The following is a 26,759-nucleotide window of genomic DNA, read 5'->3' as shown; positions in this document are numbered from 1 at the left end:
GTGAAGCACGTCATCCATCATCTGGGCGGGCGCGGCGGCGAGCGCACCCTCGTGGTCCACGGCGGCGCTGGCGACGTCGCCCCCGAGCGCAGGCCGCTGCACGCGGCGGGGTGTCTCCGCGCGGCGCGCGAGGGGGCGCGCGTGCTCGCCGAGGGAGGGAGCGCGCTCGACGCCGTGGAGCGGGCGGTGCGCGTCCTCGAGGACGATCCGCTGTTCAACGCGGGCACGGGCGCGTGCCTCAACGAGGAGGGCCGCGTGGAGCTCGACGCGTCGATCATGGAGGGCCGCGGCCTGCGCGCGGGCGCGGTCTGCGCGCTCGCGGGCTTCGCGGCGCCGATCGCGATCGCGCGCGCGGCGCTGGAGGACGGCCGGCACGTGCTCTACGCCGCGCACGGCGCCGCGCGGTTCGCGCGGGAGAAGGGGTTCTCGCCGGTGGCCGAGGCCGCGCTCGTCACGGAGGCCGCGCGCGCGGCGCTCGCCGCGGCGCAGCAGGGCCAGCCCGCGGCCTCGTGGGCGGGCGGCACGGTCGGCGCGGTGGCGCGCGACGCGAGCGGGCTCACCGCGGCGGCGACGAGCACGGGCGGCATGGTGAACAAGCGCGTCGGCCGGGTCGGGGACTCGCCGATCGTCGGGGCGGGGACGTACGCCGACGACGAGGCCGGGGCCGTCTCCACGACCGGCCACGGCGAGGGGATGATCCGGCTCGCGGTGGCGCGCTCGGCCGTGGAGCGGATGCGCGCCGGGAGCGGCGCGGCCGAGGCCGCGAGGGCGATCATCGCCCACCTCTCGGAGCGGCTCGGCATGACCGGGGGGGTGATCGCGATCGACCGGGAGGGGCGGTTCGGGCTCTCGCGGTCGACGGCGACCATGTCGTGGGCGGCGGCCGGGGACTGGGGTGAGGAGAGCGGCGTGTAAAGGCTATTTACAAAGTCCTTTCCGCCATCTCCAGAACCTGTTAGCTCGATGATGTGATACGTGCTCTCGCGCGCGCATCACCGATGCTGGTGTTTCGACTCACCATCTCGCGTCGTGGTCCTTGTTACATGCCGCGTGGCGCCACAGCGCGCTTCGGGCGACCGTGTGCGGGGCGGGGGGCTGACCGGCGCTGAACCCTCGGGCGTCGCTCCGGGAATCGTCTTCAGGAGGCCTGTCTCATGAATCGGTATTCGCTCAGGTTTCTCTCGATCGGGCTGCTCTCGGCGCTCGTCGCGTGCGGCGACGGCTCCGGCCCCACCCCGGGCTCGGGGGGTGCTGGCGGGGAGGGCGGACAGAGCGCCCAGTCCGGAACGGGCGGCGCGGGGAGCGGCGGATCTCCCGATGGCGGCGGCGGCGGGGGCGACGGCGGCTCGGACGGCGACGGCGGGTCGACGCCGGGCGGGACCGGGGCCGTGGACACGGGCGAGTACCGCAACCTCTTCGCCGAGGTCGGCTACGCGCAGGAGGAGATCTCGGCGAAGCTCTCGGCCGCGTGGGACCATTTCTTCAAGGGCGATCCGGACACGGAGGCCGTCTACTTCGAGAGCGGGAGCAACGACAACGGCCCGCTCGCGCAGATCCGCGACATCGCGAGCGAGGACGTGCGCTCCGAGGGCATGAGCTACGGCATGATGATCGCCGTCCAGCTGGACCACAAGGCGGAGTTCGACGCGCTGTGGAACTGGGCGAAGACGTACATGTACCACGCGGACGACGAGCACCCGGCGTACGGGTACTTCTCCTGGTCGATGAATTTCGACGGCACCCCGAAGGACGAGATGCCGGCGCCGGACGGCGAGGAGTACTTCGCGACGGCCCTGTACTTCGCGTCCGGGCGCTGGGGCAACGGCGAGGGCATCTACGACTACCGGAAGGAAGCGGACAACCTGCTCGACCTGATGAAGAACCGGCCGGACGTGACGGGGACCATCGTGTCGAACGGCGAGACCCGCACGACGACGGGAACGACCCTCTTCAACACGCAGAACCACCAGATCCGCTTCACGCCGGACGCGGGGAACTTCGAGACGAACGGGGACCACACCGATCCTTCGTACCATCTGCCGGCGTTCTACGAGATCTGGGCCGAGCACGGGCCGGAGGCGGATCGGGCCTTCTGGGCCGAGGCGGCGGAGGTGAGCCGCGATTATTTCCAGCTCACGGTCCACCCGGAGACGGGGCTCTCGCCCGATTACGCGAACTTCGACGGCACGCCCAAGGCGGCGTCGTGGAAGCCCGAGTCCGTGGACTTCCGCTTCGACGCGTGGCGAACGGCGATGAACTGGTCCGTCGACTGGGCGTGGTGGGCGAAGGACCCGCGCGCGCAGGAGCTCAGCGACCGGATCCAGGCGTTCTTCGAGGGGCAGGGGGCCGGGTACGCGAACCAGTTCACGCTCGACGGCGAGCCGCTGAGCGAGGATCACTCGTCGGGGCTCGTCGCCATGAACGCGGTCGCCAGCCTGTCGGCCACCCACGAGCGGAAGGACGACTTCGTGCGGGCGCTCTGGGAGATCGATATCCCGAGCGGGCAGTATCGCTACTACGACGGCATGCTGTACTGCATGGCGCTGCTGCACGTGAGCGGCGAGTTCCGGGCGTACGCGCCGCGGTGAGCGGCGCGGCGTCCGGGGTGACGCGCGCGGGGGCGCTCCAGGGCGCCCCGCAGGGATCGCGGCGCGCCCCTCGCGGGGGGAGCGCCGCGGTTGCTTTCAGGGGACGATCAGGGGAGATCGCGCCCGCCGTGCCGGCGCCTGCGCAGCGCGGTGGAGAGGGCGGCGAGCGTCAGAAGGCCGAGCTCCAGCGGGCCGCTCGCCGACGGCCGTGACGCCGCCGGGGTGGCGAGGCGGCAGCCGCCGTGGTCGACGTAGCCGCCACCCGGCGGCGGCGGGACGCAGTCGCCCGAGGCGTCGCAGACGAAGCCGGCGACGCAGTCGTGGACCGAGCGGCAAGGCTTCAGTTGCTCGCCGGTCTGGGGCGAGCAGGCGAAGGGCGGGTAGTCGGGGTGCAGCGAGGTGCAGACGCCGTTGGCGGAGGCACCGCGGAGCTCCGAGCAGGCCTGGCAGAGATAGGCGTCGCAGCGCTGGTCGCAGCAGACGCCGTCGGTGCAGAGGCCGCTCTGGCATTCGACCTCCGCCGAGCACGCGCTGCCGTTCGGCATGGGGCGGAAGATCTGGACGCCGGCGACCCCGTTGTAGCGCCCGAGCCCGCCCGTGACGAGCACTCCTCCATCCGGCAGCAGCGTCGCGGCGTGCATGGCTCGGCCCTCGAGCAGGGGCTCGAGGAGCACCCACGTGCCAGAGGCCGGGTCGAACGCCTCCGCGCTGTAGGGCTGGAGCGGCCCGCTGGCGATGTCGAGGCCGCCGCTGACGAGCACCCATCCGTCCTGCAGGAGCGTCGCGGTGTGATAGATGCGGGCGGAGTGCATGGACCCGAGGGGCAGCCATCTGCCGGAGGCGGGGTCGAACACCTCGGCGCGGGCAAGCGCTCCTTCCGCATCATAGCCGCCGGCGACGATCACCCGTCCGTCTCGCAGCGGTGTCGCGGCGTGCTCCGCGCGCGCCGTGATCATGGGCGCGACCGGCAGCCATTGCTCGGAGGCGGGATCGAACACCTCGGCGCTGTCGAGCGGCGCTCCTGCAGCGGAGAAGCCGCCGGTGACGAGGACTCGTCCGTCCGAGAGCGGTGTCGCGGTGTGGTCGCTGCGAGCTGTGATCATGGGTGCGACCGGCAGCCACTGCTCGGAGGCGGGCTCGAACACCTCGGTGCTATCGAGCGTTCCATCAGCCCCAAGACCGCCGGCGACGAGGACCCGTCCGTCGGAGAGGAGCGTCGCGGTGTGGTCCCAGCGCGCTGTGATCATGGGCGCGATCCGCAGCCATTGCTCGGAGGCGGGCTCGAACACCTCGACGCCATCCGCCGATTCTTCCTCGATGTGAGCGCCGCCGGCGACGAGGACGCGTCCGTCCTGCAGCCGCGTCGCGGTGTGGCTCCGGCGCGCGGCGAGCATGGGCTCCACGGCCAGCCACTGGCCGGAGGTGGGATCGAACACCTCGGCGCTGTCGAGCAGTGTCTGTCGCCCTGATTGACTGTCGATGCCGCCGGCGACGAGCACCCGCCCGTCCCGCAGCACCGTCGCGGTGTGAGCGTACCGGGCGGTGCGCATGGGGCCGAGGGATCGCCACGCGCCGGAGGCCGGATCGAGCACCTCGGCGCTGTCGAGCCCGCCATGGGCCGCGCCACCGGCGACGAGCACGCTTCCGTCCGGCAGCGGCGTCGCGGTGTGTGAACCCCGCGCGGTGAACAGGGGTTTGATGGATAGCCATGAACCGGAGACCGGATCGAACAGCTCGATGATATCAAGCGCCTCTCTCACGGTGCCGCCGAGCGACGGCTTGACGCCATAGCCGCCCGCGATGAGGACGCGCCCGTCCGACAGCGGCGTCGCGGAGTGCAGGTAACGGGCGGTCAGCATGCGTCGGGCGGGTAGCCATGAGGCGGAGACCGGGGCGAATATCTCGGCGCTGTCGAGGATGGTTTCACGGGCAAAGCCGCCCGCGATGAGCACGCGTCCATCCGGCAGCGGCGTCGCGGTGTGCTTCGCCCGCGCGGTGCTCAGGGAGCTCACGGTGGACCATGTGCCGGATACGGGATCGAGCACCTCGACGCTGGCGAGCGCTTCGGCTTCCTCCATGAGGCCCGTGTCCCCGCCGGCGACGAGCAGCCGCCCGTCCCGAAGCAGCGTCGCGGTGTGGAAAGCGCGTGCCGTGGGCATGGGCGCCTGGGTGGACCATGAACCGGAGGCGGGGTCGAACACCTCGACGCTGGCGAGCGCTCGATCGCCCGGTCCATAGCCGCCTGCGATGAGCACACGGCCATCCGAGAGGAGCGTTGCCGTGTGCCCCTGCCGGGGGGTGGTCATGGGGCTCTCGGTGGACCACGAGCCGGAGGCGGGGTCGAACACCTCGACGCTGGCGAGCGCTCCCTCAGGGCTGTCGCCACCGACGACGAGCACCCGTCCGTCCCGCAGCAGCGTGGCGGTGTGCACGGCGCGGGCGCTGCTCATGGGAGCCTGGGTTGACCAGGCGCCGGAGGCGGGGTCGAACACCTCGGCGGTGTCGTGCAGGTCCCCGGTGCGAGCAACGCGATAGCCGCCGGTGACGAGCACCCGCCCGTCCGGGAGCGGGGTGGCGGTGTGACTGTAGCGGATTTCGGCCATATCCCGCGCGCGCTGCCACCGCGGATCCACGAGCACCGTCTCGCCCTCGGCCTCCACCCACAGCTCGAGCCGCTCCCCCCGCGCCACGAGCCGCGTCGCGACCGGCCTCCCGCCGGCCGCGTACGCCTCCGGCGCGGTCACGCGCATCTGCGGCGCGCCGCGCGCGTCCGCGAGCTCCACCGCCTCGCCCCGCTGGCGCAGCGCCGCGCCGTCGACCTGCCAGGCGGCCACGGGCGCGTCGCGCCGCACCGCGCCCGGCTCGAGCAGCAGCCACTCCTCGTAGCCGTCCTCCAGCGCGGTCCAGAACGACGTCCCGCCCCGGCGCGCGTAGGCCAATGCGTTCTCCGCGACCTCGCCAGCCCCCGCTGCGCCGAGCTCCCGCACCCGCACCTCCGAGCCGTCGGGCAGGGGGAAGCGGACGGCGCCATGCCCGTCCCGCGGGAAGCGGGGGGGCAGCCCGGACTCGCCCGACAGGTCCGCGGGCGTATCGACGGTCCGCGAGGACTCGAACGAACCTCCTTGCAGGGTGAAGGCGAGCGGTCCTTGAAGGATGGCGTCGGCCTGCTCGGGGAACTGGCGCCTCAGGGCGCGCGCATCCAGCGGATCGGCCGCCTCGCTGCAGCCGAGCAGCAGGGCCAGCGTGACACTCCAGAGGTTCGCCAGAATCCACCAGCCAGGTTGGCGCGTCGAACCAGCAACGGGCATATCGAATCCTTCGGTCGTGTGGTGAACGCTCACGCGAGCGTCGGTTCCTCGTTCAGTCGAGCTCGACTCAGTAGAACTCGTACCGAGCGCCGATCCCGGGCGCGATCGTGAGCAGCACCGGGCCAGCGAGGCGCTCGGCCGGGAACGAGCCGCGGCCGTCCTCCCCCGCGGGCACGGCCTGCGTCACGTCCCATGCCGGCCGCGGATGCCCGACATCGACGAGCACGGGGAAGGCGATGCCCGCGCTCAGCTGGATATGTCGAGCGAGCGGCAGGCTGATCCGCACCTCGGGGGTCGCGTGGAGGAAGAGCGCCGGGTGCTTCTGGACGTAGGGACCGAGCGTGTACGGCGCGCCGCCGCCCGAGAGGAACGCGCCGCGCGTGCGCTCGTCGAGGAGGGAGCCGGTGAGGACCCCGGCGCCGAGGCGGAAGTGCAGCGGGACGCGCTCGTCCAGCGGGAGCGTGAAGCCGAGCCACCCGCCGAGCAGCGCGGCGCGCAGCGCGAGGCGATCGTCGACCGTGCCCTGGTTCGGCGGCAGGCCGATCGGGATCACCGTGATGGCGCGGCCGCCGAGGCGCTGCGCCGCCGCGAGGTAGCCGGCCGTGGCGCCGAACCCGAGGCCCATGCCGAGCTCGTAGCCCGCGTGGAGCACGGTGGAGGCGCCCGCGCCGAGCGAGGCCTCGCAGCCGCGGATGCACGTGCCCGCGACGTCGCCGCCGAAGCTGGGCACGAGCACGGCGCTCGTGACGGCCTCCACGACGAACCGCGACGGGCGCGCGGGCCTGCGCCAGAACGGCGAGCTCGGGTCGCGCTCCAGCGTCACCCGCGCGACCTCGGTGTGATCGCGCCCGAGGACGACCCGGCGCGACTCCGGCAAGAACCCGGGCGCGGCGATCTCCACCCGGTGCGCGCCCGCGCGCAGCCGTCCCTCCCAGACGCCGCGCCCCACGGTCACGCCGTCGACCGCCACGGTGGCGCTGACCGGGACCGGCTCGACGCGCAGCGACGCGGCGAGCTCCTCGGCCGAGAGCGTCAGCGGCACGGTCCGGTCGACCGTGACCTCGACCCGCACGGGGGGCGTGCCGAGGTTGCCCTCGCCGCGCAGCGCGACCGTGTGCTCGCCGGGCGCGAGCAGCCCCTCCCAGGGCACCTTGGCCATGACGTTGCCGTCCACCACGACCTCGAGCGGCCGGCCCTCCTTCTCCATGACCCGCAGGCGCCCGAGGCGCGCGAGCGGCCGGAGCCGCGCCCTGACGCGCGAGAGCCGGTCGCCGGCGATCTCCACGCGCTGCTCGAACGGCGCGAAGCCCTCCTTGAACACGCGCACCCAGTGGCTGCCGGAGGTGAGCCGGAGCGGCGCGCGGAGCGGCGCCTCGCCGCGGTGTCGCCCGTCGATCACGATCTGCGCGCCCGGCTCGGCGGCGTCGACCTCGAGGATGCCGACGAGCTGGCGCAGCTCGTCGAGCTTGCGCTGCGCGGCGTCCTTGGCCGCCGCGGGCAGCCGGTCGCCGAAGTCGCGCTGCAGCGCCTCGAACATCTCGAGCGCCTCGTCGTGGCGCCCGAGGTTCGAGAGGCACAGCGCGGCGCCGGAGGTCGCGGCCCAGCTCGCATAGATCTGTCGCGCGGCGAGGTACTCGGCGAGCGCCATGGACCAGTCACGCCGGTCGTAGAACGCCAGGCCCCTCCTGTAATGCTCGGCGGCGCGCTCACGCGCCGTGGGGCCGGCGGGCGGGGGCGCTGCATCGGCCGGCGGCCGCGCCTCCTCGGGCGCGGCGAGCGCCGACGGGGCCCGCGCGAGCAGCAGCCCCAGGGCCACGGCGGCGAGCATGGGGCGACCTCGGAGGCCGTGATGGCGCGCGATCTGGATCAAGCAAGGCGGCAAGACATTCCTCGGTCAACGGGTCGTTCGCGCGGGGCTCGAGGGGGCGAGCCTCACCAGGCGCGTGCGTGGCGAGAGCGCGCGCGTTTTATTAAGAAATCGACGGGAGGCGCAGGCGGCCGGCGAGGGCGGCGGGGTGAGGACAGGCGCTGCGCCCCGGCGCCGCGCCGGCCTCTGCCCGACGGGGCCCCTGCGGGCAAGGCCGGGATCGACGCGGAGGGCGCGCGCGGCGGGCGCGCGCGTCGCGCGGGCGAAGTGGCCGGCGCGGCCGCGAGGATCTAGTCTGCCGCCCCCATGATCCCCGAAGGTCCCCTCTCCATCGCCCCGCTGTCGTCTCCGCCCGAGCTGACCTGGCGCGTCCCCGGCTCGAAGAGCATCACCAACCGCGCGCTCGCGCTGGCGGCGCTCGCCGACGGCCAGAGCACGCTCGAGGGGGTGCTGCACAGCGACGACACGCGGCACATGCGCGGCGCCCTGGAGGCGATGGGGATCCGGATCACGGACGCCGGGCCGCACACGCTGATCGTGGAGGGGGGGCGAGCGCGGCTGCGCGCGCCCGGGCGTGAGCTGTTCATCGGGAACAGCGGCACCACCGTGCGCTTCCTGGCGGCGCTCGCGTGCCTGGTGCCCGGCGAGGTGGTGCTGGTCGGCGACGAGCACATGGCAAGACGCCCGATCGCCGATCTGGTCGACGGCCTCCGGCAGCTCGGCGTCACCGTGGAGTGCCCGACCGGGTGCCCCCCGCTCCGCATCCGGGGCGGCCGGCTGCCCGGCGGCGCGATCACGATGCGCGGCGATCGCTCCAGCCAGTACTTCTCCGCGGTGATGATGGCCGGCCCCCTCGCCGAGTCCGCCATCGAGCTGCGGGTGTCCGGCGCGCTGGTGAGCCGCCCCTACGTCGAGATCACGCGCCGCATGGTCGCCGATTTCGGCGGCCGCATCGACGAGGTGGCCGGCGGCTTCGTGGTCCATCCCGCCGCCGGGTACCGCCCGCGGCCCTACGCGATCGAGCCCGACGCGTCGTCCGCGAGCTACCCGTTCGCGCTCGCGGCCGCCGCGGGCGGCGCCATCACCGTCCCCGGGCTCGGCCAGGGGGCGTTGCAGGGGGATTACCGGTTCCTCGAGATCCTGGAGCAGGCCGGCGCGCAGGTGATCCGGCAGGCCGACGCGACCACGGTGCGCGGCGGCGGGCGGCTGCGCGGCGTCGACGTCGACATGCACCACATCTCCGACACCGTGATGACGCTCGCGGCGATCGCCCCGCTCCTCGACGGGCCGACGACGATCCGGAACGTGGCGAACATCCGGATCAAGGAGACCGATCGCCTCGCCGCCACGGTCGCGGAGCTGCGCCGCCTCGGGCAGGAGGTGACCCACGGCGACGACTGGCTCCGCGTCGAGCCGCGGCCGCTGACGCCCGCGCTGGTGCGGAGCTACAGCGACCACCGCATGGCGATGAGCTTCGCGATCCTGGGCCTCTGCCGGCCCGGGATCACCATCGAGGACCCGGCCTGCGTCGCCAAGACGTACCCGACCTTCTGGGACGACGTCGCGCGGTGCCGCGGCGCGATCCACGCGGCGCCGAAGGGGTGACCGCGGGCGGCCGCAGGGGCGCGCGTCCCCTGCGCCGGATGCCGCCGCGCCCGAGCGCCCGCGCGTGACGCGGGCTCCCGCTACTGACATTCGTTCATGTGGCAGCGGCCGCTGCAGCACTGGATGTCGAGCGTGCACGGCGTCAGGCGGACGTTCTGGCAGCAGCGTCCGTCGACGCAGCTCATCGGGGAGGGGCAGGCGATGGTGCCGTCGCAGGCGCCGCCCGGCTCGATCACGCACCTGCCCGACTTGCACTCGAAGCCGTCGCAGCAGTCCGCGTCCTCGCCGCAGGAGCCGCCGCGCGAGCAGCAGCGCCCGTTCGCCCCGCACTCGAGGCCGCGGCAGCACGGGCGCGCGGCGTCGCAGGCGGCCTGCGCCCCGGCGCAGCACTGGCCGAGGCTGGTGTGGCAGTTCCCGTCGCAGCACTGCTCGGCGCGCGAGCAGCTCGCCCCGACCGCCCCGCAGGGGCCGCAGCCGTTCTCGCCGTGGCACACGAGCCCCGCGCAGCAGTCGCGCTCGCTGCTGCAGCGCGCGCCGTCGACGGAGCAGCACGCCCCGTCCGCGCAGGCGCCGCCGCAGCAGTCGCTGGCCACGGAGCAGACGTGCCCCGTGTTGAAGCACGCGTCCGGCTCGCACGTCCCGTTGCGGCACGCCCAGCCGTAACAGCAGTCGTCGGCGCGCTGGCACGCGCCGCCCGTCTGGTGGCAAGCGCACACCCCGTCGAAGCACCCTCCGTCGCAGCAGTCGTCGGGGCGCTCGCAGCGCTCTCCGGGCGCCTTGCAGGCGCAGCGCTCGTCGACGCAGTCGAGCGCGCCGCAGCAGTCGCCGGCCTCTCTGCAGGTATAGCTGACGTCCGCGCAGGCGCGGCAGGTCCCCTCGGCGCACTCGAGCCCGGCGCAGCACGGCTGCTCCGCCGAGCACCCCTGCTCGGCCTTGCGGCAGGCGAGGACGCAGGTGACGCCGTTGCAGACGAGGCCGTTGCAGCACGTCGCCCCGTCGCCGCAGGGCGCCCCCTGCGCCGCGCAGCGCGAGGTGCAGGTGCCGGACGACGAGATCCCGTCGCTCGACCGCTCGCAGGTCAGCCCCTCGCAGCACGCGGCGCTGTCGGTGCACGCCTCGGCCTCGCGGTTGCAGCGCGGCGCGCCGCAGCGGCCCGCCTCGCACGCGAGCCCGTCGCAGCAGTCGGCGTCGTTCGCGCACTCGGCGTCCGCCGCGCGGCAGCCCCGGAGGCAAGCCCCGGCCTCGCAGCGCATCCCCGAGCAACACACGCCGTCCGACGAGCAGGCCATGCCGTGCGGCACGCACGCGCAGGTGCCCCCGAGGCAGCCGAACGAGCAGCAGTCGCCGTGCTCGTCGCACGCCTCCCCCTGCCGTCCGCAGTCCGGCCCCGGCTCCCATTGCGGGTTGCACCCGAGGGGCCAGGAGGCCGCCGCGACGCCCACCCAGAGCGCCGCGCCGAGCCACCCGAGCGCCGCGCCGCCCGCGCCTCGCCTCACCATTGATACCCTCCCATCGCGGCCATCTCGTAGACCGTGTCCGTGTTGTCGTGTCCCGAGAAGAGGAGCCCGAACGGCTGGCCGCGGAGCACCCAGCCCGACGCAAAGCGGTACTCGAGGTGCCCCGACAGGCGCCCGATCACCGCGCGCTCGTGCATCCACTCGCCGGGCCGGAACGGCATGTCGGGCATCTTCACCCAGGCAAAGGACGGCCCGATGCCGAGCGCGCCGCCGGCCCCGAGGCGGCCGTGCTCGTTGGAGACGAGCGCGGCGTCGATCTCCGCGGTGGCGAGGAGCGCGAGCTCGTGAATCTCCATCTCGCCGCTCGGCCCGAGGTCGTTCGCGAGCCCGCCGGGGAGCAGGTCCGACACCGATACCGAGTCGTGGGAGTACAGCGTCGAGAGATAGCCGCGCAGCGCGATGCCGTGCACCCAGGGCACCTGCCAGCCGAGATCGAGGCGATAGCCGAGCACCTCGGCGCGGACCCAGGAGAAGCCGAGGATCGCGCGCGGGCCGCTGGTCGCCGGGAGCTTCGGCGCGGCGAAGACGTCCGGCGCATTGCTCGCATGGCTCGGGTCCGTGGGCATCGACAGGGCGCCGGACATGGGCGCCGGCGGCGGCTGCGCCAGGGCGAGGCCCGGCCATAGCGAGAGGGCCGCGAGCGCGAGCGCGAGCGCGCCCCGTGGAGAGGGATAACGTGAAGAGGACGCGGGCGTGGTGAGGGCCATTCCGAACCGGGCGCAACCTAATCGGAAGGCAGCTCAAAAGAAAATACCCAAGCAAGAAGATTGAAGCCGCCATCGCGCCGCGGGCGCGGGGGACGGCGCGCCTTTTCATAGGAGTTTCGCGGCCATGGCGCGCGGGGAGGGGGACGGCCATCCCACGGGCTCTCGCGGCGGCTCATGCCGAGCGGCGCTGTGGACGAAGGGGGCGAGTTTCGGCCGGGTTGCGGTCCGTTGTCGAGCGGGTGACGTGCGGCTTTGGGGATGACCGAGGATCGATGTGCGGCCTCCGGGATGACCGAGGATCGATCGTCGCAGGGGGCGGCCGACGAGCGCGCGCCCGGTGCGTCGCCGCGGCGCGAGCGTGTCGCCGCGGCGCGCGTGTGGCGGCGCACGGCCTTCGAGTTCGTTTGACATCAAACCAGTCCGTGCGAAACATCGCGGCCCGTTCGGCGCGGGGCGCGCCCCTGTCCCGCGGCCGTGAACCCCGTGCCAGACCCAGGAGATGACGAAGTGAAGCGATCCCGATCGGGGATGACGATGGCGGCGCTCCTCGCGCTGCTCGTCGCGTTGCTCATGGTCTCGACGCGCGCGATCGCCGGGCCGCAGGACGGCCTGCCGCCGCCGCCCTCGGACGTGGACCGCTCGACGCCGCGGCGCGCGATGCGGCTGCTCATCGACGCGTCGCGCGACGGGCGCGACGACCTCGCGGCGTACGCGCTCGACCTGTCCGCGATCCCGCGCGGCGCCCAGGCGGAGCGCGGGCCCGAGCTCGCCGCGCAGCTCAAGTTCGTGCTCGATCAGAAGCTCTGGATCGTCTGGGAGGAGCTCTCGGACGAGCCCGAGGGCAACCCGGCCGACGGGCCCGGGCGCGACGAGATCGGGCGCATCCCGCTCGCGGACACCGCGGTCCCGGTCCTGCTGAACCGCGCGGCGGGCCCGGGCGGCGCGCCGATCTGGGTCGTCTCGCGCTCGACGCTCGCGGCCGTGCCCGAGCTCCACGAGGCGTACGGCCCCGGGCCGATCGCCGAGTGGCTGCCGCCGGTGCTCTCCCGGGTGCGCTTCCTGGAGCTCGCCGCGTGGCAGTGGCTCGGCCTCGTGGTCGCGCTCGTCGCCTCGGCGCTCGGCGGCCTGCTGCTCGGCGGCCTCGCCTCCGTCGTCGCCGGCAAGCTCGTGCGGCGGACCGACGTGCAGTGGGACGACCGGCTCTTCGACACCATCCGGGCGCCGGTGCGCGCGCTGCTCATGCTGGCCCTCGCGGGCGGCCTCGTCCGGCCGCTCCGCCTCGCCGCCCCCGCGCAGGAGGCGATCGACACGCTCCTGCAGACGCTGCTCATCGCCGCCGCGGCGTGGCTGGCGACGCGCCTCGTGCGCTTCGTCGGCGACACGGTGACCGAGCGCGCGGCGGCGCGCGTCGCGGACGCGGCGCTCGTTCGAGGCAGCCAGACCCGCGTGGCCATGCTCCAGCGCATCGCGAGCGTCGTCGTGGGCGTGGTGGCCGTCGCGCTGGTGCTGCTCCAGTTCGACGTGGTCCGGAAGGTCGGGGTCTCGCTGCTCGCCTCGGCCGGGATCGCCGGCGTGGTCGTCGGCTTCGCGGCGCAGAAGTCGATCTCCACGCTCCTCGCCGGCCTGCAGCTCTCCTTCTCCCAGCCGGTCCGCATCGGCGACACGGTGATCGTCGAGGGGGAATGGGGGTGGATCGAGGAGATCACGCTGACCTTCGTGGTCGTGAAGGTCTGGGATCTGCGCCGGCTCGTCGTGCCCATCACGTACTTCCTCGAGAAGCCGTTCCAGAACTGGACGAAGGTGTCGCCGGAGCTGCTCGGCACGGTCGTGGTCTACGCCGACTACACGGTCCCGGTCGACGTGATGCGCGAGGAGGTCACGCGGCTGTGCGAGGCCAACAAGGACTGGGACGGGAAGGTCGCGGGCCTCGTCGTGGTCGACGCGACCGAGCACACGATCGCGCTCCGGGCGCTCGTCTCGTCCAGCGACGCCGGCAAGCTCTGGGACCTGCGCTGCGCGGTGCGCGAGGGGCTCGTCCAGCGGCTCCAGTCGCTGGACGGTGGGCGTTACCTCCCGAAGGCGCGCGTTGCGCTCTCGGAGCAGGGGGAGGCGCGGCGCGCCCCGGGCTCGTCGGACGTGCTCGCGTCGCCGTGAGCTCCGGGCCGCCTGCTGGCCCGTCGTGGGCGTGCGGCCCGCGGCGGGCGTGCGGCCCGTCGTGGGATCGAGGCGAGCGATCTGGCCGGCCATCACGGCGGGCGCTGCGCGAGCAACTCGGCGAGCGGGACCGGCGGCGCTGAGGCGGCGGGGGATCGCGTCCGGAGCCTCGAGGAGCCGTGCCAGCAGGTCGGGGGAGTCGTACCAGCGGGTGCCGGTATGCGAGCCGAGGCTGCCGGCACGTGCCCGGGGCGTGCTGGCAGGCCATCGAGGTCTGCGGGCGCGCGCCCTGGGTCTGCTGGTGAGCGTCCCGGGATTGCGGCGAGTGCCCCGGGGTTGCTGGCGAGCGCCCCAAGGCTGAAAAGAAGTGAAACGATGTAGATGCGGCCGAATGCGAGCGGGATCCGGGCGAGAGTTGCCTCAATAGGCCCGACGCCGTTCTGCGTGTCCCAGGGGGTCGAGGTGGAGATCGGCAGGCGCAGCGGCCTTCCCGCGTTGAGGTCCAGCCAAGACGCAGGGCGGAAGGAAAAGAGAATAGTTTAATAATATCAATGGCGAATCGCCATGCCCGTCCGGTGTGACAGAAAAACGTATCTGCCCATCCTCCTGGGAAAACGACGCTAGTTCAACAACTCATCCACGCATCGAAAGAGCCGCCTTCACAGCCTGCAAGCCTCGTCGAGCGAAGTCGGCCGATCACGCGTGGATAAGCTCTTGACATGGGAATGCTTTTCAGGAAAATGTGCTGATTGTGCGAGCGATCTCACAGGCTCTGGACTCGGGGCGACGACCAGCCGCCGTCGCGGCTCAACCATTTTATTCACGTGCGCCGCAGGGAAGCGACTGACCTCACCCGGGAGCCGGATCGAGCGAACGGTTTACAAGAATCAGCGGTATGGTTGCTGCGTTTGTTGGATCTTTTCCGTGGGAGCGTTGAATGAAAAGACCTGAGTGGGTCCTGTTGATGCTGTGCGGAGCTGTCGTGAGCACAGGTCTGGGGTGTGTCGTTGAAGAAGACGCAGAGGTCCCCGAGCCCGTGGGCTCGGTCCAGGAGCTACTGAGCGTTGCCGTTGCGCTGGACATGGGTCCTTACAACGGCTGCGTGGCCCTCACCGACGGCACCGCGTATTGCTGGGGAAACAACGCCGGCGAGCTGGGCGACGGGACGACGAGCCCGGTCCAGGTGGCGGGGCTGACGAACATCGTCGATGTGGCGGGTGCCTACGCGCACTCCTGCGCGCTCGACAGCGCGGGAACCGTCTATTGCTGGGGGAGCAACGGATACGGCAAGCTTGGTGATGGAACGCGCACGGCCCACTACACGGCTGCGGCTGTCACGGGTGTGTCGAACGCTGTCGATGTCGTCACGGGATCCGAGCACAGCTGCGCTCTTCTCTCCTCGGGCTCCGTCACGTGCTGGGGGCAAGACCTGCACCTCCAACTCGGAGATCTGAACAACGCGACCGATAGCCCGAGCCCTGTGACCGTCAGTGGCCTCACGGACGCTGTGGCCATCTCCGCTGGAAACCAATACACCTGCGCCCTCCGCAGCACGGGCGGGGTCTCGTGTTGGGGCGAGAACTTCATCGGTCAGCTCGGCGACGGGACGACCACGAAGAGGTCCACGCCCGTGAGCGTAACGGGCATCACTGATGCTGTCGCCCTGGCCGCCGGCGGCCAGCATGCCTGCGCCATCCTTTCGGACAGCACCGTCAAATGCTGGGGCAGCAACTCCCAGGGCAAGCTCGGGACAGGCTCGACGACGCCTACCCACAGCACCACGCCGGTCTCGGTCTCCGGCATCAGCGATGCCGTTCAGATCAGCGCCGGCATCAGCCACACCTGCGTTGTCCGTACCGGTGGAGCTGTCTCCTGCTGGGGGGTGAACGGGAATCGCCAGCTCGGCGACGGCAGCGTCACGAACAGGTCGTCACCCGCCGCAGTCTCCGCCCTCAGCGACAGCGCGACCGTGGTCCAGGCAGGCGCGGTCTCCACCTGCGCGCTCGTATCGGGCGGGAGCGTCAAGTGCTGGGGCAGCGACCTCGACGGCCAGCTCGGCGACGGGCCCACGGTCAGTAGCGGGAGCCTCACGGCGGTCACCGTCGCGCTGCCCTGATGCGCTGACGCCGCCCGGAAGCGTCAGGGTCCGTCCTCCACGCCGGGGCTCGGCTTTGCCGGGCGCACCGGCGCGGGGGGCGCGGCACCGTGAGATGCCCACCGGGAGCTCGAAATCCAGACACGATCCGGAAGTCAAGGTCCTCGTGATGGCCGTCCCATCGTACAGCCGCGCTGCACGCGCTGGTTGACACGGGAAGCCGGGCTTGTCGGACCAGGCCATCCCTTCCGTGGGATCGCGCGCTCGGCTTTGCGGAGCCACCAGCGGCAGCCCTGGCCGCGCGAGGATCTCCCTCGCCGCCGCGGGCTCGGTCACGACACCTGAAAGGCGCGTCTCCCCGCCACGACCAGCACAGGAGAGAACGGCGACCTGATGGGTCCGCCGTAAGCGCCGCGCCCATGGGACCTGTGAAAGGCCCTCCATGCGACAAATCTGGTCAACCCGACACGTCGCGCCGCGCCACGGGCTGCGCCGGCGGCTCCGGCTCCCTGTGGAACATCCCGGCGAGGAGGCGCTCCGCCGCGTCGGCCAGGATGTCGCGCGAGAGCCGGGTCTCCTCGCTGAAGAAGCGCGTGGCCACGCCGGCGTCGAGCGCGTGCGCGGCCACGAGCGCGAACGCCGCCGCCTCGTCGAACGTCGCCTCGGCGGTCAGCACGCGCTTGCCCGGCAGGAGATCTTCCTGATCGAAGCGGCCCTCCCAGCGCTCGCCCAGCGTGACCGAGAAGTACTGCGCGGCCACGTTCCCCGGGCGGGCCATGTGCGAGGCGGCGACCACGGCCCGCAGGCGCGCGCGCTCCTCCGGGGTCATCTGCTGCTTCCAGGCCTCGACCGTGGCGTGCATCGTCTCGATCTGGTCGCGCGCGGCGTCCTCGGCGTTCTGCAGGACGTCCGGCGTCTGCGCGCGGGTGAAGGCGGCCAGCGCCTCGGGCGCCGCGCTGCCCGTGGCCATCGCCTCGTCGAGGAGCGCGGCCGAGCCGTCGAGGATCCGGCGCTGCCGGGCGAGCTGCTCCGGGGTGAAGCCGCGGCGGTCGAGGTCGCCCAGCGCCGCGGCGATGTGCTGCCGGAGCGCGGCGAGCCGGCCCCGCGCGGCGTCGTCGACCGCGCCCCGGCGGCCGAGGAGGAGCGCGTGGACCGCGAGGGGGACGTGCGCGACCGCCTTGAGCTCGTGGTAGCGCCGCGTGCGCGCCGGGCCCTCGAAGCGCCGGCCGCCGCGCCGCAGGACGAGGCGGTCGTCGATCTGGGCGATGACCGGCTCGATGTCCGCGAGGACGGCGTCGCGGCGCGCGGCGTAGGCGTCGAGGGAAACCTGGTTGAGGGCGGCGAGCGGGTCGGAGGGAGCCAGCATGGGCGAAGCCTGGTTGAGGGCGGCGAGCGGGTCGGAGGGAGCCAGCATGAGCGAAGCTTGGTGTGCACGCCCGCCTCGCGCCCTGCGCTCGAGGGCGGGGCCGCGCGCTCGCGCCCCCGCCTGTCACGATCCCGCGATCACGGGGCCCCGCGCTCGACCGTGAGGCGCGGGCGAGCCCGAGGCGCGGGCTTCAGATCGGGTGCGCTGCGCGGTCGCCCGCCTGCAGCCCGGCGCCCGCGACCTCGGGGCTCGTGGTCTGCGCCTCCGGCTGGCTGGTCGCGAGGCCGAGCCCGAGGCCCACGCCCACGGCGGCGAGGCCGGGCAGCGCGAGCCAGCGGGGCACGTCGAGATCCAGCGCCTCGTCGAGCGAGAGGCGCCCCGGACCCGTGAGGATCAGCGCGGTCGCGATGGCCATGTTCGTCACGGGCAGCTCCGCGCCGCCGCTCGTGACCCAGATCGGCTTGTGCCAGTGCACCTTCGCCGTGGCCATCCCCATGGAGGCGAGGATGCCGAGCGGCCCCGCCGGGCCGAGGAAGCCGAGCGACGTGAGCAGCCCGCCGCCGAGCTCGGCGAGCCCCCCGAGCGCGGCCCAGACGCGGGCGGGGCGCATGCCCATCGACTCCAGCCACATCGCCGTGCCGTCGAAGCCGTGGCCGCCGAACCAGCCGAGCAGCTTCTGCGCGCCGTGCCCGGCCAGGAGCCCGCCCGCGGTCGCGCGGAGCACGAGGAGCCCCACGTCGGCCAGGCTCGACCGCTTCCTTCCGAACCTCATTCCACCCAGCATCGATTGACCTCCCTGCGACGGCGCCACGCGCGCCGCGCGACGGGATGCAACGCGGGCGCCAGGCGGCGCGCTGCGGGGCGATCACAGCGAGCGTGACGCCGAGCGCTCTCCGCCGCTACCGCGACAGCATGAGCTCCATGGGCTGGGGCTCCGGCGCGCCGGGCTTCCGGGGCGGCGGGGCCGGCCTCGGCGGCGGGAGCACCGGCCGCTCGGACGGCATCCCCACCTCCGGCGGCGGCGCGTGCCGCGGCGGGAGGGGCGGCGGCAGCGTGGCCGGCGGGCTCGGCGGCTCGGGCAGATCGGCCGCGGTGAGCTGCCGCGTGCTGCCGTCCCCGGACAGCGTGGTCTCCGTCGCGTCCGCATGGGCCTCGGCGCGCTCGAGGACCCGCAGGAGATTCCCGCCCAGCATCTTGAGGATATCCCTGTCCGAGTAACCGCGGCGGACGAGCTCCAGCGTGATGTCCGTGGACCCGTCGACGCCGGCGAGCCCGCCCTGGCGCACGTCGACCCCGTCGAAGCTGGAGCCGACGCAGACATGATCGACCCCTGCGATCTTCACCACGTGATCGATGTGGTCCACGATCCGCGAGAGCGGCGGCGGCGTCAGCGGCCCCTCGTGGGCCTCGAGCTTCTCGAGCTCCTCGCGGAGCGCGCCCGCGTCGCCCGGGGACCTCTCGCCGAGCGCCGCGAGGTGCGCCCCGTGCTTCTGCAGGAAGCGCGCGGACTGCTCCGCGTACGCCTCGTCCAGGAAGAGCGCCCAGGCGTTCACCATGACGAGGCCGCCGTTCTCCGCGATCGCGCGCAGCATGTAGTCGTCGAGCGGGCGGCGGTGGTGGCCGGCGGCGGGCATCGACGACGAGGTGATGACCGGCGCCTTCGCCACCTTCATGACGGCCTGGAACGTGCTGCCCGACGCGTGCGAGAGGTCGACCAGCATGCCGAGCCGTTGCATCTCGCGGACCACGGCCTCGCCGAAGGGGGAGAGGCCGCGGTGGCGGACGGCCCCGGGCTCGAGGGCGCCTCCCGCGGAGTCGGCCCAGTCGTTCGTGGTCGTGTGCGTGAGCGCCATGGCGCGGACGCCGAGGCGGTAGAACGAGCGCAGCGCAGGGAGGGAGTTCTCGACGGCGTGCCCGCCGTCGATGCCCAGGAGCACGGCGACCCTGCCCTCGCGCTGGGCGCGGCGCACGTCCCTGGCCTTGCGCGCGAGCACCAGGGTCGCGCGGTGGCGCTCGATCTGCCGGTGGGTCGCGTCGATGAGGTCGAGCGCGCGGCGCGCGGCGCTGCCGTCGAGCGGCGAGGGCGCCTGCCCCGACGGCGGGTCGACGCGGATCGGGAAGAACACGCCGGTGACGCCCGTCGCCTTGAGCCCGGCGAGCTCCGCGGCCGTCGCGTCGTGGCCCGGGCCCACCCGATCGAGCGAGCCGCGGAGGAGCAGCGAGGGCGCGCCGCTGTGGCCGTCCACGAGGATCGCCCTGCGTCGCAGCCGCGCGGCCCGCTGCTCCGGCGTGTCGGGGGCCACGGGACTCCCCGTCTCGTCGAACGCGGCCCCGGTCCACGGCGCGATCTCGTCGGCGCCCGGCGCGAAGAAACCCGGCGCGTCGGCGGGCGCAGCGGGAGGAACGCAGGCCGCGAGCGCCGCGGCGGCGAGGAGCGCGACGGACAGGGAAGTGCGCATGATCGGACCCTATCACGCGCGCTCGGCGCGCGGGCGGTCCGAGTAAAACTCCGTCGGCACGAGAAGCCGGCCGTGGATGCGCCGCGATCCTTCGACGGAGACGACGACGTGTTGCCGTGTGCCGCCAAATCTCCGACGCACCGAGAATGTCAGCGGCCTGCGGGGTCCAGGTGATTGATTCCGGGCTGATCTCGCAACCGGGGCGTGAGAGAAGCCCTTCGTGTCACGGCCGGGAGGCAAACCGCCGGCGCCGGGGACAAGGGTCCAAGCGAGGTATTCCATGAAGCGACCGAATCTCTTGATCTGCTTCTCGCTCACCGCCGGGCTCCTGGCATGCGGGTCGAGCGGCTCCAGCTCCAGCGGCGAGGACGGCGGCGCGGGCGGCGCAGGCGGGCAGGGCGCCGGGACGGGCGGCGCGGGCGCGGCCGGCACGGCCTCCGGCGGCGGCAGCGGCGCGGGCACCGGCGGCGTGTCCGGCGCGACGGGCGGCCCCGGAACGGGCGGCGGCGCCACCGGCGCCGGCGGCGCCACCGGCGCCGGCGGCGCAGGGACGGGCGGCGGCGAGGAGGCGCCGACGGGGTTCGCGCAGATGGAGGACCTCGACCGCGGGGTCGTGGCCGTCCCCGCGGACGGCGGCATCTACGTCGGCTGGCGCCTGTTCGGCTACGATCGCGACGACATCGCCTTCAACGTCTACCGGGACGGCGAGAAGGTCAATGACGCGCCGATCACCGACTCGACGAACTTCGTGGATCGCGGCGGCGCGCCGGGCTCGGTCTACTCGGTGCGCCCCGTCGCCGGCGGCGGCGAGCGCGGCGAGTCGGAGACCGCGGCCGTGTGGAAGGATGGATACCTGTCCATCCCGACGCCGCCGCCGCCCGCAGGGGACGGCTACTCGTACACGAGCGGCGACGGCAGCGTGGGCGATCTGGACGGCGACGGGCGGTACGAGATCGTCCTCAAGTGGGACCCGTCGAACCTCCAGGACAACTCGAAGGCCGGCCGCACCGGCAAGACCTATCTGGACGCCTACTCGCTCGACGGCGAGCGGCTCTGGCGCATCGATCTCGGCGTGAACATCCGGGCCGGAGCGCACTACTCGCCGTTCCTCGTCTACGACCTCGACGGCGACGGGAAAGCGGAGGTGGCCGTCAAGACCGCGCCGGGGACGCGCGACGGGACGGGCGAATTCCTGCGCAAGGGGCCCGCGGCCGGCGACGACGACGCCAGGGATTACCGCAACGGCGACGGCTACATCCTGACCGGCCCGGAGTACCTCACCGTGTTCTCCGGAGAGACCGGCGAGGAGCTCGCCACGGTCGAGTTCCAGGTGGGGCGCGGCGACGTGTGCTCGTGGGGCAACAACGAGTGTTACGGCAACCGCGTCGACCGCTTCGTCGGCACGATCGCGTTCCTCGACGACACCGGGCGCCCGAGCGCGGTGTTCGGGCGCGGCTACTACGCGCGCACCACGCTGTCGGCCTGGAACTACCGCGACGGGGCGCTCACGAACCTCTGGACGTTCGACTCGAGCTCGAGCCGCGAGGACGGGGCGTTCGCCGGCAAGGGCGTCCACGGCATCAGCGTCGCGAACGTGGACGACGATCCGCAGCAGGAGATCATCAACGGCGGCGCCACGTTCGACCACGACGGCAAGGGCCTCTGCGCGGTGGACTACTACGCTCACGGCGACGCGCTGCACGTGACGGATCACGTCCCGTCGCGCCCCGGCCTCGAGGTGTTCCAGCCGTACGAGGCCGAGGGCGTGCCCGCCTATGCGATGCGGGACGCCCGCACCTGCGAGGTCCTGTGGCGGGGGCCGACCAGCACCAGCGAGGGACCTGGCCGGGGTGTGGCGGCGGACATCGATCCGAACAACCCCGGGAGCGAGGCCTGGGTCAACAACAGCAGCCTGCTGAGCGCCACGACCGGCAAGGAGGTCGGGAGCCGTCCCTCGTCGACCAACTTCCTCGTCTGGTGGGACGCGGACCTGAGCCGGGAGCTGCTCGACAGCAACGGCATTCGCCAGTACGACCGCGAGGGGCAGGGCCTCACCGCCCAGGGCTGCGCCTCGATCAACGGCACGAAGAGCACGCCGACCCTCAGCGCCGATCTCCTCGGCGACTGGCGCGAAGAGGTGATCTTCCGCTGCGGCGACGCCCTCCGCATCTTCACCACGAACCAGGTCGCGAAGGACCGGATTCACACCCTCATGCACGATCCGCAGTACCGCGTGGCCATCTCGTGGCAAAACAGCGCCTACAACCAGCCGCCTCACCCGAGCTTCCACATCGGGGAGGGGATGGCGCCGGTGCCGAAGCCGGACATTCACGTGCGCTGACGCGCCCTGCACGAGCGACGGCGCGCGCCCCTCACCGCCGGGCGCGCGTGCGCCGCGGCGCGCTCCTCCGGGGAGACCCGGCTTTCCAGCCTGCCGCCGGGGCGTTGGCGATGCCGGTTGCACCGTGGCCTGCGCCCACGCGCACATGGGCCTCGCCACCCGGCGCGAGGGGGCCTCGACGACGCCGGTTGCATCCTTCGCCTGCGCCCGCTATCGCGTTGGCCTGCTGCGAAGCGAAAGGGAGGCGTGCCCCCGTGGATCAAACCAAGCGCGAACCCGCTCGAGACGGCGAGCAGAACCCGGCCCAGGTCGTGGTGGTGATGCTGATCGTGGCCTTCGGCGCGCTCGCGCTCCCGTGGATGGTCCTGCGCAAGCTGGACGCACGGTCGCAGGTGAGCCCGCCGACTGTCCCAGGCGTCACGGCCGAGGAGCTCGCTCAGGGGGGCAAGATCTATCACCGCGCGTGCTCCAGCTGCCACGAGGCGAGGGGAGAGGGGCGCCCCGGGCGCTATCCGCCGCTGGTCGGCGCCTCGTGGCTGCTCGAGGACAAGGAGACGCCGATCCGGCTCACGCTGCTCGGCGTCAACGGGCCGATGGAGGTGAACGGCGTGACGTACAACGACGTGATGCCCAACCACGGCGTGACGCTGTCGGACGAGGACGTCGCGCTGGTGCTGACCTACGCCCGGTCGAGCTGGGGCAACAGCGCGCCCGCCATCACGAAGGACGAGGTCGCGAAGGTGCGCGCCTCGCTGGGAGACCGGCTGACGCCGTGGGCCGGCGGCGCGGAGCTCGCCGCGGTCCGGGCGACCCGCATCCTCCCCTAGAGCGGCGGTCGCCCGCTTCGGATACGGGCCCACCTCGGTGTTTTCGGTGCTCGGCGTACTCCAGTACGCCTGCGCGCCGAAAACGCCGATCTGGGCCCGTCTCCTGTGCGGGCGACCGCCGCTCTGCGACGCCAGGGGACGGGGAGGGGGGGAGAGCCAGAGCGGAGCGCTCATGGCGCATGCGCATGGCAGCTTTCCGTCGTGTGTGTGCGGTTGACACGTGTGAGCCTCCTTGCTCCTCTCCGCTCGAGATGGCTTTGGAGGCTCGAATGGCGCTGTGTCGAGGAGGTCTTTCGCGTGGCTCGTCGCTCTCCGTGGTGGCCCTGGGCCTCGGGCTCGCGGCCGGATGCGGGGTGAGCGCGTCGTACGTCCCGACCGCGGGGAGCCCGCGCGCCATGCAACCGAGGCCGGTGGAGGACGTCGAGGTGTTCCTCAGCCGGCCCGACCTGCCTCTCCGGGAGGTCGGGATGATCGAGGTCCAGCAGGACGTCTTCAACCACGCCAGCGCCAGCGCGCTCGTGGGCGAGCTCCGTCGCGTCGCCGCGCAGACCGGATGCGATGGGGTGCTCATCTCCGGCGCGAACGACGGCGTCTTCGGCCATGGATCGGTGAGTGACGGCTACGGGAGCATGCACACGCGGACCCTGAAGGGGTACCGCGGGACGTGCCTGGTGTTCACGGACACCCGGCAGCACGAGGCGCCGCGCGGGGGCGGCGGGTTCGTGTTCGGCACCGACGTCGCGACGAACGAGGCGGCGTGCGCGCGCGCCTCCCGGACGTGGAGCGCCGGCGAGCCCGGGAAGTTCACGTGCAGCGGCGCGCTCGCGGACGTCGGGATGAACGCGAAGGTGGTCCTCGGCTTCTGCGCGGATCACCTCTGCAGCGTCGAGCTGAAGGCGGTGCCGAAGGGGCGCGACGCCGCCGCGTGGCGGAGCGAGCTGCGGGAGCTCCGCGCGGCGCTCCAGCGCAAGTACGGCCGGCCCGCAGGCCAGGAGGGGGTCGAGCCGCCCGACTGCACGTCGGGTGACTCGGTGGCCGAGCTCTGCTTCATGTCCGGTACCTTCGCGCGCGCCATCCGGTGGGGGTGGCCGACCGGGGAGCGGATCGAGCTCGTCCTGTCGTTCTCCCAGCAGCGCGACGGCGAGGTGGTCTATCGCACCTCGGAGATCCTCGTTTCGTACAAGAAGGGAGCCCCGCTCCCGCAGACCGCGCGCGCGTCTACCCACGAAGGTCTGTGAGCGCAGCGCGCGCCGTCGCCGCGAGCGCAGCGCGCGCCGTCGCCGCGAGCGCGGCGCGAGGTCACCCTTCGAGGTAGGAGCCGAGCTCGCGCTGCCGCGAGCGCATGCGGAGCTTCTCGAGCAGCTTCGCCTCGATCTGGCGGATGCGCTCCCGCGTCAGCGAGAACGAGCGCCCGATCTCCTCGAGCGTCTCGTCCTCGTTGCCGTCGAGGCCGAAGCGGCGCCGCAAGAGCTCGCGCTCGCGCGGCTGCAGCGAGTCGAGCAGCTCGCGCGTCTGCTCGATCAGGCGGCGCCGCGCCACCATGTCGGCGGGCGTCGGCTCCTGGTTGGCCAGCAGATCGCCGAACCGGGTGTCGCCCTCCTCGCCGACGGGGGCGTCGAGGCTGAGCGGCTCCATCGCGAGCTCGTCGATCACGCGCACCTTCTCCACCGGGAGGCCGCTGCGCTCCGCGACCTCCTCGACGGTCGGCTCGCGCCCGCGCTCCTGCACCAGGTCGCGCCGGGCGCGCACCACCTGGGTCCGGATCGCGGTGAGGTGGACCGGCATGCGGATCGGCTTGCCCTGGCTGAGGATCGCCCGCTTGATGGCCTGCTTGATCCACCACGCGGCGTAGGTGCCGAAGCGGTGGCCGCGGCGGTACTCGAACCGGTCGGCGGCGCGGATCAGGCCGAGGTTCCCCTCCTGCACGAGGTCGAGCAGCGGGACGCCGAAGCGCTGGTGCTCCCGCGCGATGGCGACCGCGAGGCGGAGGTTCGCCTGCACGAGCTCGGACTTCGCCTGGGCGACGGCGCGGCGCGCCCGGGCGATCGCGGCGAGCGTCCCCTCGATCGACGCGCGCTCCGCGCCGCTGGCCTCGGCCGCCGCCGCGCGCAGGCTCCGCTCGATGCGCTCCTCGAAGGCAGGATCGAGGCGCAGCTCGGCGAGGTCGGCGAGCGCGATCGCCGCGTCCTCGACGGGCGCCTGCCGCGCGACGAGCGCGCGGGCGAGATCGAGCAGCGCCGCGAGCCGCTTCGCGCTCGCGTCCGCGTCGGCGTCGCCCTCGTCGGTCTCGCACAGCAGATCGCGCAGGCTGAGCGCCCCGACCTGGACGTCCTCCGCCGTCCAGGCGAGCTCGCGCAGCGCGATCGGCGAGCGGACCCACGCCTCGACGCGCGCGCGCTCGCCCGCCTCGATGCGACGGCCGATCGCGACCTCGCCCTCGCGCGTGAGCGGCTGGCTGCCGGCGAGCGATCGGAAGTACAGCTCGGTGGCCCCGAGCGCGGCCTGCGGGCCCGCGGCGCTCCCGCGGCGCGCCGGAGCGCGCTCGCTCCCCTGGCCGCCCAGGGAGTCGATGAGGACGGGATGACTCGATTCGGGCTCGCTCGCCGAGGGCGAGGAACGGGACATCATTCAGTGCGCTCCAGTGTTGCCGCCGCGTCGTGCGTGACCCCGAAGGGTACAGGGGGGCACGATCGAGAGGCGCCTCGATATCCTATCCACTGAGAACGTAAAGAGGAAATCGGAACCGTCACGGCTCCGGGCGAGCTCGAGATGTGTTCCACCCTGCGCGATGCGCCCCCGCTCCGGGGGCCGGTGGCAGGGGCGCGGCGGTCCGCCGCCGGGATGGACGCCCACGGTCGGGAGGAGCAGGCCGCCCTGGAAAGCGCGCGGAGAGCGCGCGCCGGGCGCTGCCGCGCCATCAGGTTTGCAAGGCGCGATCGCAAGAGCGAAAGGGGTCGGGCCTTCGCCTAGGGGTAACCCAGCAGAACGAGTACGGGCAACACCTGGCCCACGTCCTGCAATGCATGCAGGACGGAGCGCCCGTGACGGTTCCCCCCCCACCGTCGAATGGGCGCTCCGTTTTTTTGTGCTCCTTGAGGGCTTTGGTGGCCGGACCGCCGAGCGCGCCGGGGCCGGAGCTCCGCCCCGAGCCGGGCTGCCCCGGGGCTGGACACGCCTCCGGCGGCGGCGCGGGCGCGAGGTGGGGGAGCCGTGAGCGTCCCATCCGACGGGGCGCGTCGCGCCAGGAGCCTCCCGCTCGTACCGGGGGGGGCTCTACGTGCCGCAGAGCGGGACTGTGTGCTCGCCGTCGATCGGCCAGTGCTGGTCTCCGACGCCGCTCAGCCTCACGAGCAGCGACGTCTCGTCGTTGCTGACGATCTCGAGCGTGCCCCCGTGGCCGAAGCCCATTCCTCCCCCGCCGCCGCAGTCGGGAAACATGATCTCCTTGCGAAAGGAGATCCTTGCATCCGACAGATCGATGAGGCCGGGCTCGTTGAGCTCCGGCGGGATCTTCAGGATGAAGTACCAGTCATGGGCTCTGTCGCAGGTGACGCCGACCTGCATGGGGATCACGGGCTCATCGCACGCGTGGGCCTCGTTGGTGAAGATCAGGACGAGCGTGTCGGGAGTCTGCCAGGACGGATCCAGTGAGATGGGCATGGATCCGGGCTCCACATCGCTGCCTCGCTTCGCGATCACGTGCACGGTCGGGTCGCCCACGTACATGTCGTCCTCGGGCTCATCCACGTCGTCCTCGGTCTCGTCAGGCGCCGTGGGGTTCGGGGCGTCACCCCAGGTCCCGCCCTGAATGGGGTCGAGCCATATCTCGTGACACCCGCTGCTCATCATCATGGCCATTGCTCCAAGAGCCATCATCCATCGTTTCATTCGATCGACCTCCAGATCGGATTCCTGGGGTGAAGTC

17 protein-coding genes are annotated in these 26,759 nt (G+C 72.9%); 8 read left to right on the top strand and 9 right to left on the bottom strand.

From position 1 onward, the window contains the following. Both WMF31_RS23060 and WMF31_RS23055 read left to right on the top strand, forming a co-directional pair. Entirely contained in the window at window positions 1–915 is a 915-nt protein-coding gene (locus WMF31_RS23060) for an isoaspartyl peptidase/L-asparaginase (RefSeq protein WP_436604010.1), read from the top strand. A 239-nt stretch (window positions 916–1,154) separates the two neighbouring features. Continuing rightward, on the top strand, window positions 1,155–2,588 hold the full coding sequence (locus WMF31_RS23055) for a glycosyl hydrolase family 8 (RefSeq protein ID WP_436604009.1): 1,434 nt from the start codon (window positions 1,155–1,157) through the stop codon (window positions 2,586–2,588). A 107-nt stretch (window positions 2,589–2,695) separates the two neighbouring features. Here the strand turns inward: WMF31_RS23055 and WMF31_RS23050 are convergent, their stop codons facing one another. Continuing rightward, window positions 2,696–5,896 carry a kelch repeat-containing protein gene (locus tag WMF31_RS23050; RefSeq protein WP_436604008.1) on the bottom strand — a complete coding sequence of 1,067 codons (3,201 nt, stop codon included), beginning with the start codon at window positions 5,894–5,896 and terminating at the stop codon, window positions 2,696–2,698. 67 nt (window positions 5,897–5,963) lie between these two features. Continuing rightward, window positions 5,964–7,724 (bottom strand): PEGA domain-containing protein, encoded by a 1,761-nt coding sequence (locus WMF31_RS23045; protein WP_436604007.1) that lies wholly within the window; start codon window positions 7,722–7,724, stop codon window positions 5,964–5,966. Between the two features lie 345 nt (window positions 7,725–8,069). Between WMF31_RS23045 and aroA the strand changes: the two genes are divergently transcribed. Next, window positions 8,070–9,368, top strand: a complete 1,299-nt coding sequence (gene aroA / locus WMF31_RS23040; protein WP_436604006.1) for a 3-phosphoshikimate 1-carboxyvinyltransferase — start codon at window positions 8,070–8,072, stop codon at window positions 9,366–9,368. A gap of 80 nt (window positions 9,369–9,448) precedes the next feature. On the opposite strand, the gene WMF31_RS23035 is transcribed toward aroA, so the two are convergent. Together WMF31_RS23035 and WMF31_RS23030 are read right to left on the bottom strand one after the other, a co-directional pair. Further along, complete coding sequence (locus WMF31_RS23035; protein ID WP_436604005.1) at window positions 9,449–10,867, bottom strand: hypothetical protein; 1,419 nt, start codon at window positions 10,865–10,867, stop codon at window positions 9,449–9,451. Then, window positions 10,861–11,592 (bottom strand): hypothetical protein, encoded by a 732-nt coding sequence (locus WMF31_RS23030; protein WP_436604004.1) that lies wholly within the window; start codon window positions 11,590–11,592, stop codon window positions 10,861–10,863. Before WMF31_RS23030 ends, WMF31_RS23035 begins: the two co-directional genes overlap by 7 nt. Window positions 11,593–12,099: 507 nt before the next feature. Between WMF31_RS23030 and WMF31_RS23025 the strand changes: the two genes are divergently transcribed. Continuing rightward, window positions 12,100–13,746, top strand: coding sequence for a mechanosensitive ion channel family protein (locus WMF31_RS23025; protein ID WP_436604003.1), 1,647 nt, complete (start codon window positions 12,100–12,102; stop codon window positions 13,744–13,746). A 982-nt stretch (window positions 13,747–14,728) separates the two neighbouring features. Beyond that, on the top strand, window positions 14,729–15,862 hold the full coding sequence (locus WMF31_RS23020) for an RCC1 domain-containing protein (protein WP_165373185.1): 1,134 nt from the start codon (window positions 14,729–14,731) through the stop codon (window positions 15,860–15,862). Window positions 15,863–16,298: 436 nt separating this feature from the next. Here WMF31_RS23020 and WMF31_RS23015 read toward each other — a convergent pair whose 3' ends face one another. From WMF31_RS23015 to WMF31_RS23005, 3 genes are all read right to left on the bottom strand, one after another. Next, entirely contained in the window at window positions 16,299–17,255 is a 957-nt protein-coding gene (locus WMF31_RS23015) for a hypothetical protein (protein ID WP_436604002.1), read from the bottom strand. 142 nt (window positions 17,256–17,397) lie between these two features. Next, window positions 17,398–17,979 (bottom strand): DoxX family protein, encoded by a 582-nt coding sequence (locus tag WMF31_RS23010; RefSeq protein ID WP_129347449.1) that lies wholly within the window; start codon window positions 17,977–17,979, stop codon window positions 17,398–17,400. Between the two features lie 127 nt (window positions 17,980–18,106). Then, complete coding sequence (locus WMF31_RS23005) at window positions 18,107–19,666, bottom strand: dipeptidase (protein WP_436604001.1); 1,560 nt, start codon at window positions 19,664–19,666, stop codon at window positions 18,107–18,109. Between the two features lie 280 nt (window positions 19,667–19,946). Between WMF31_RS23005 and WMF31_RS23000 the strand changes: the two genes are divergently transcribed. The 3 genes from WMF31_RS23000 to WMF31_RS22990 all read left to right on the top strand — a co-directional run bounded on the left by WMF31_RS23000 (window position 19,947) and on the right by WMF31_RS22990 (window position 24,072). Next, a complete protein-coding gene (locus WMF31_RS23000) occupies window positions 19,947–22,007 on the top strand; it encodes a rhamnogalacturonan lyase (RefSeq protein ID WP_436604000.1) in 2,061 nt (686 codons plus the stop codon). A 254-nt stretch (window positions 22,008–22,261) separates the two neighbouring features. After that, the gene (locus WMF31_RS22995; protein ID WP_436603999.1) at window positions 22,262–22,834 is read left to right on the top strand and encodes a c-type cytochrome; all 573 of its coding nucleotides are present in this window, start codon (window positions 22,262–22,264) and stop codon (window positions 22,832–22,834) included. 395 nt (window positions 22,835–23,229) lie between these two features. After that, entirely contained in the window at window positions 23,230–24,072 is an 843-nt protein-coding gene (locus tag WMF31_RS22990) for a hypothetical protein (protein ID WP_436603998.1), read from the top strand. Window positions 24,073–24,133: 61 nt separating this feature from the next. Here the strand turns inward: WMF31_RS22990 and WMF31_RS22985 are convergent, their stop codons facing one another. Next, window positions 24,134–25,462, bottom strand: coding sequence for a sigma-70 family RNA polymerase sigma factor (locus tag WMF31_RS22985; RefSeq protein ID WP_436603997.1), 1,329 nt, complete (start codon window positions 25,460–25,462; stop codon window positions 24,134–24,136). A gap of 645 nt (window positions 25,463–26,107) precedes the next feature. Then, on the bottom strand, window positions 26,108–26,686 hold the full coding sequence (locus WMF31_RS22980) for a hypothetical protein (RefSeq protein WP_436603996.1): 579 nt from the start codon (window positions 26,684–26,686) through the stop codon (window positions 26,108–26,110). Window positions 26,687–26,759: the final 73 nt, after the last annotated feature.

Source organism: Sorangium sp. So ce1036 (assembly GCF_051369805.1).
In the GTDB taxonomy this organism is placed as follows: domain Bacteria; phylum Myxococcota_A; class Polyangia; order Polyangiales; family Polyangiaceae; genus Sorangium; species Sorangium cellulosum_F.
This window is presented reverse-complemented; position numbering and strand designations above follow the sequence as displayed.

What these genes read in the sequence shown, in the direction of transcription:
- WMF31_RS23055 (WP_436604009.1), top strand. Translation starts at nt 1,155, where the DNA reads ATGAATCGGTATTCGCTCAGGTTTCTCTCGATCGGGCTGCTCTCGGCG.
- WMF31_RS23050 (WP_436604008.1), bottom strand. Translation starts at nt 5,896, where the DNA reads ATGCCCGTTGCTGGTTCGACGCGCCAACCTGGCTGGTGGATTCTGGCG.
- WMF31_RS23045 (WP_436604007.1), bottom strand. Translation starts at nt 7,724, where the DNA reads ATGCTCGCCGCCGTGGCCCTGGGGCTGCTGCTCGCGCGGGCCCCGTCG.
- aroA (WP_436604006.1), top strand. Translation starts at nt 8,070, where the DNA reads ATGATCCCCGAAGGTCCCCTCTCCATCGCCCCGCTGTCGTCTCCGCCC.
- WMF31_RS23035 (WP_436604005.1), bottom strand. Translation starts at nt 10,867, where the DNA reads ATGGTGAGGCGAGGCGCGGGCGGCGCGGCGCTCGGGTGGCTCGGCGCG.
- WMF31_RS23030 (WP_436604004.1), bottom strand. Translation starts at nt 11,592, where the DNA reads ATGGCCCTCACCACGCCCGCGTCCTCTTCACGTTATCCCTCTCCACGG.
- WMF31_RS23015 (WP_436604002.1), bottom strand. Translation starts at nt 17,255, where the DNA reads ATGCTGGCTCCCTCCGACCCGCTCGCCGCCCTCAACCAGGCTTCGCCC.
- WMF31_RS23010 (WP_129347449.1), bottom strand. Translation starts at nt 17,979, where the DNA reads ATGAGGTTCGGAAGGAAGCGGTCGAGCCTGGCCGACGTGGGGCTCCTC.
- WMF31_RS23005 (WP_436604001.1), bottom strand. Translation starts at nt 19,666, where the DNA reads ATGCGCACTTCCCTGTCCGTCGCGCTCCTCGCCGCCGCGGCGCTCGCG.
- WMF31_RS23000 (WP_436604000.1), top strand. Translation starts at nt 19,947, where the DNA reads ATGAAGCGACCGAATCTCTTGATCTGCTTCTCGCTCACCGCCGGGCTC.
- WMF31_RS22990 (WP_436603998.1), top strand. Translation starts at nt 23,230, where the DNA reads ATGCAACCGAGGCCGGTGGAGGACGTCGAGGTGTTCCTCAGCCGGCCC.
- WMF31_RS22985 (WP_436603997.1), bottom strand. Translation starts at nt 25,462, where the DNA reads ATGATGTCCCGTTCCTCGCCCTCGGCGAGCGAGCCCGAATCGAGTCAT.
- WMF31_RS22980 (WP_436603996.1), bottom strand. Translation starts at nt 26,686, where the DNA reads ATGATGATGAGCAGCGGGTGTCACGAGATATGGCTCGACCCCATTCAG.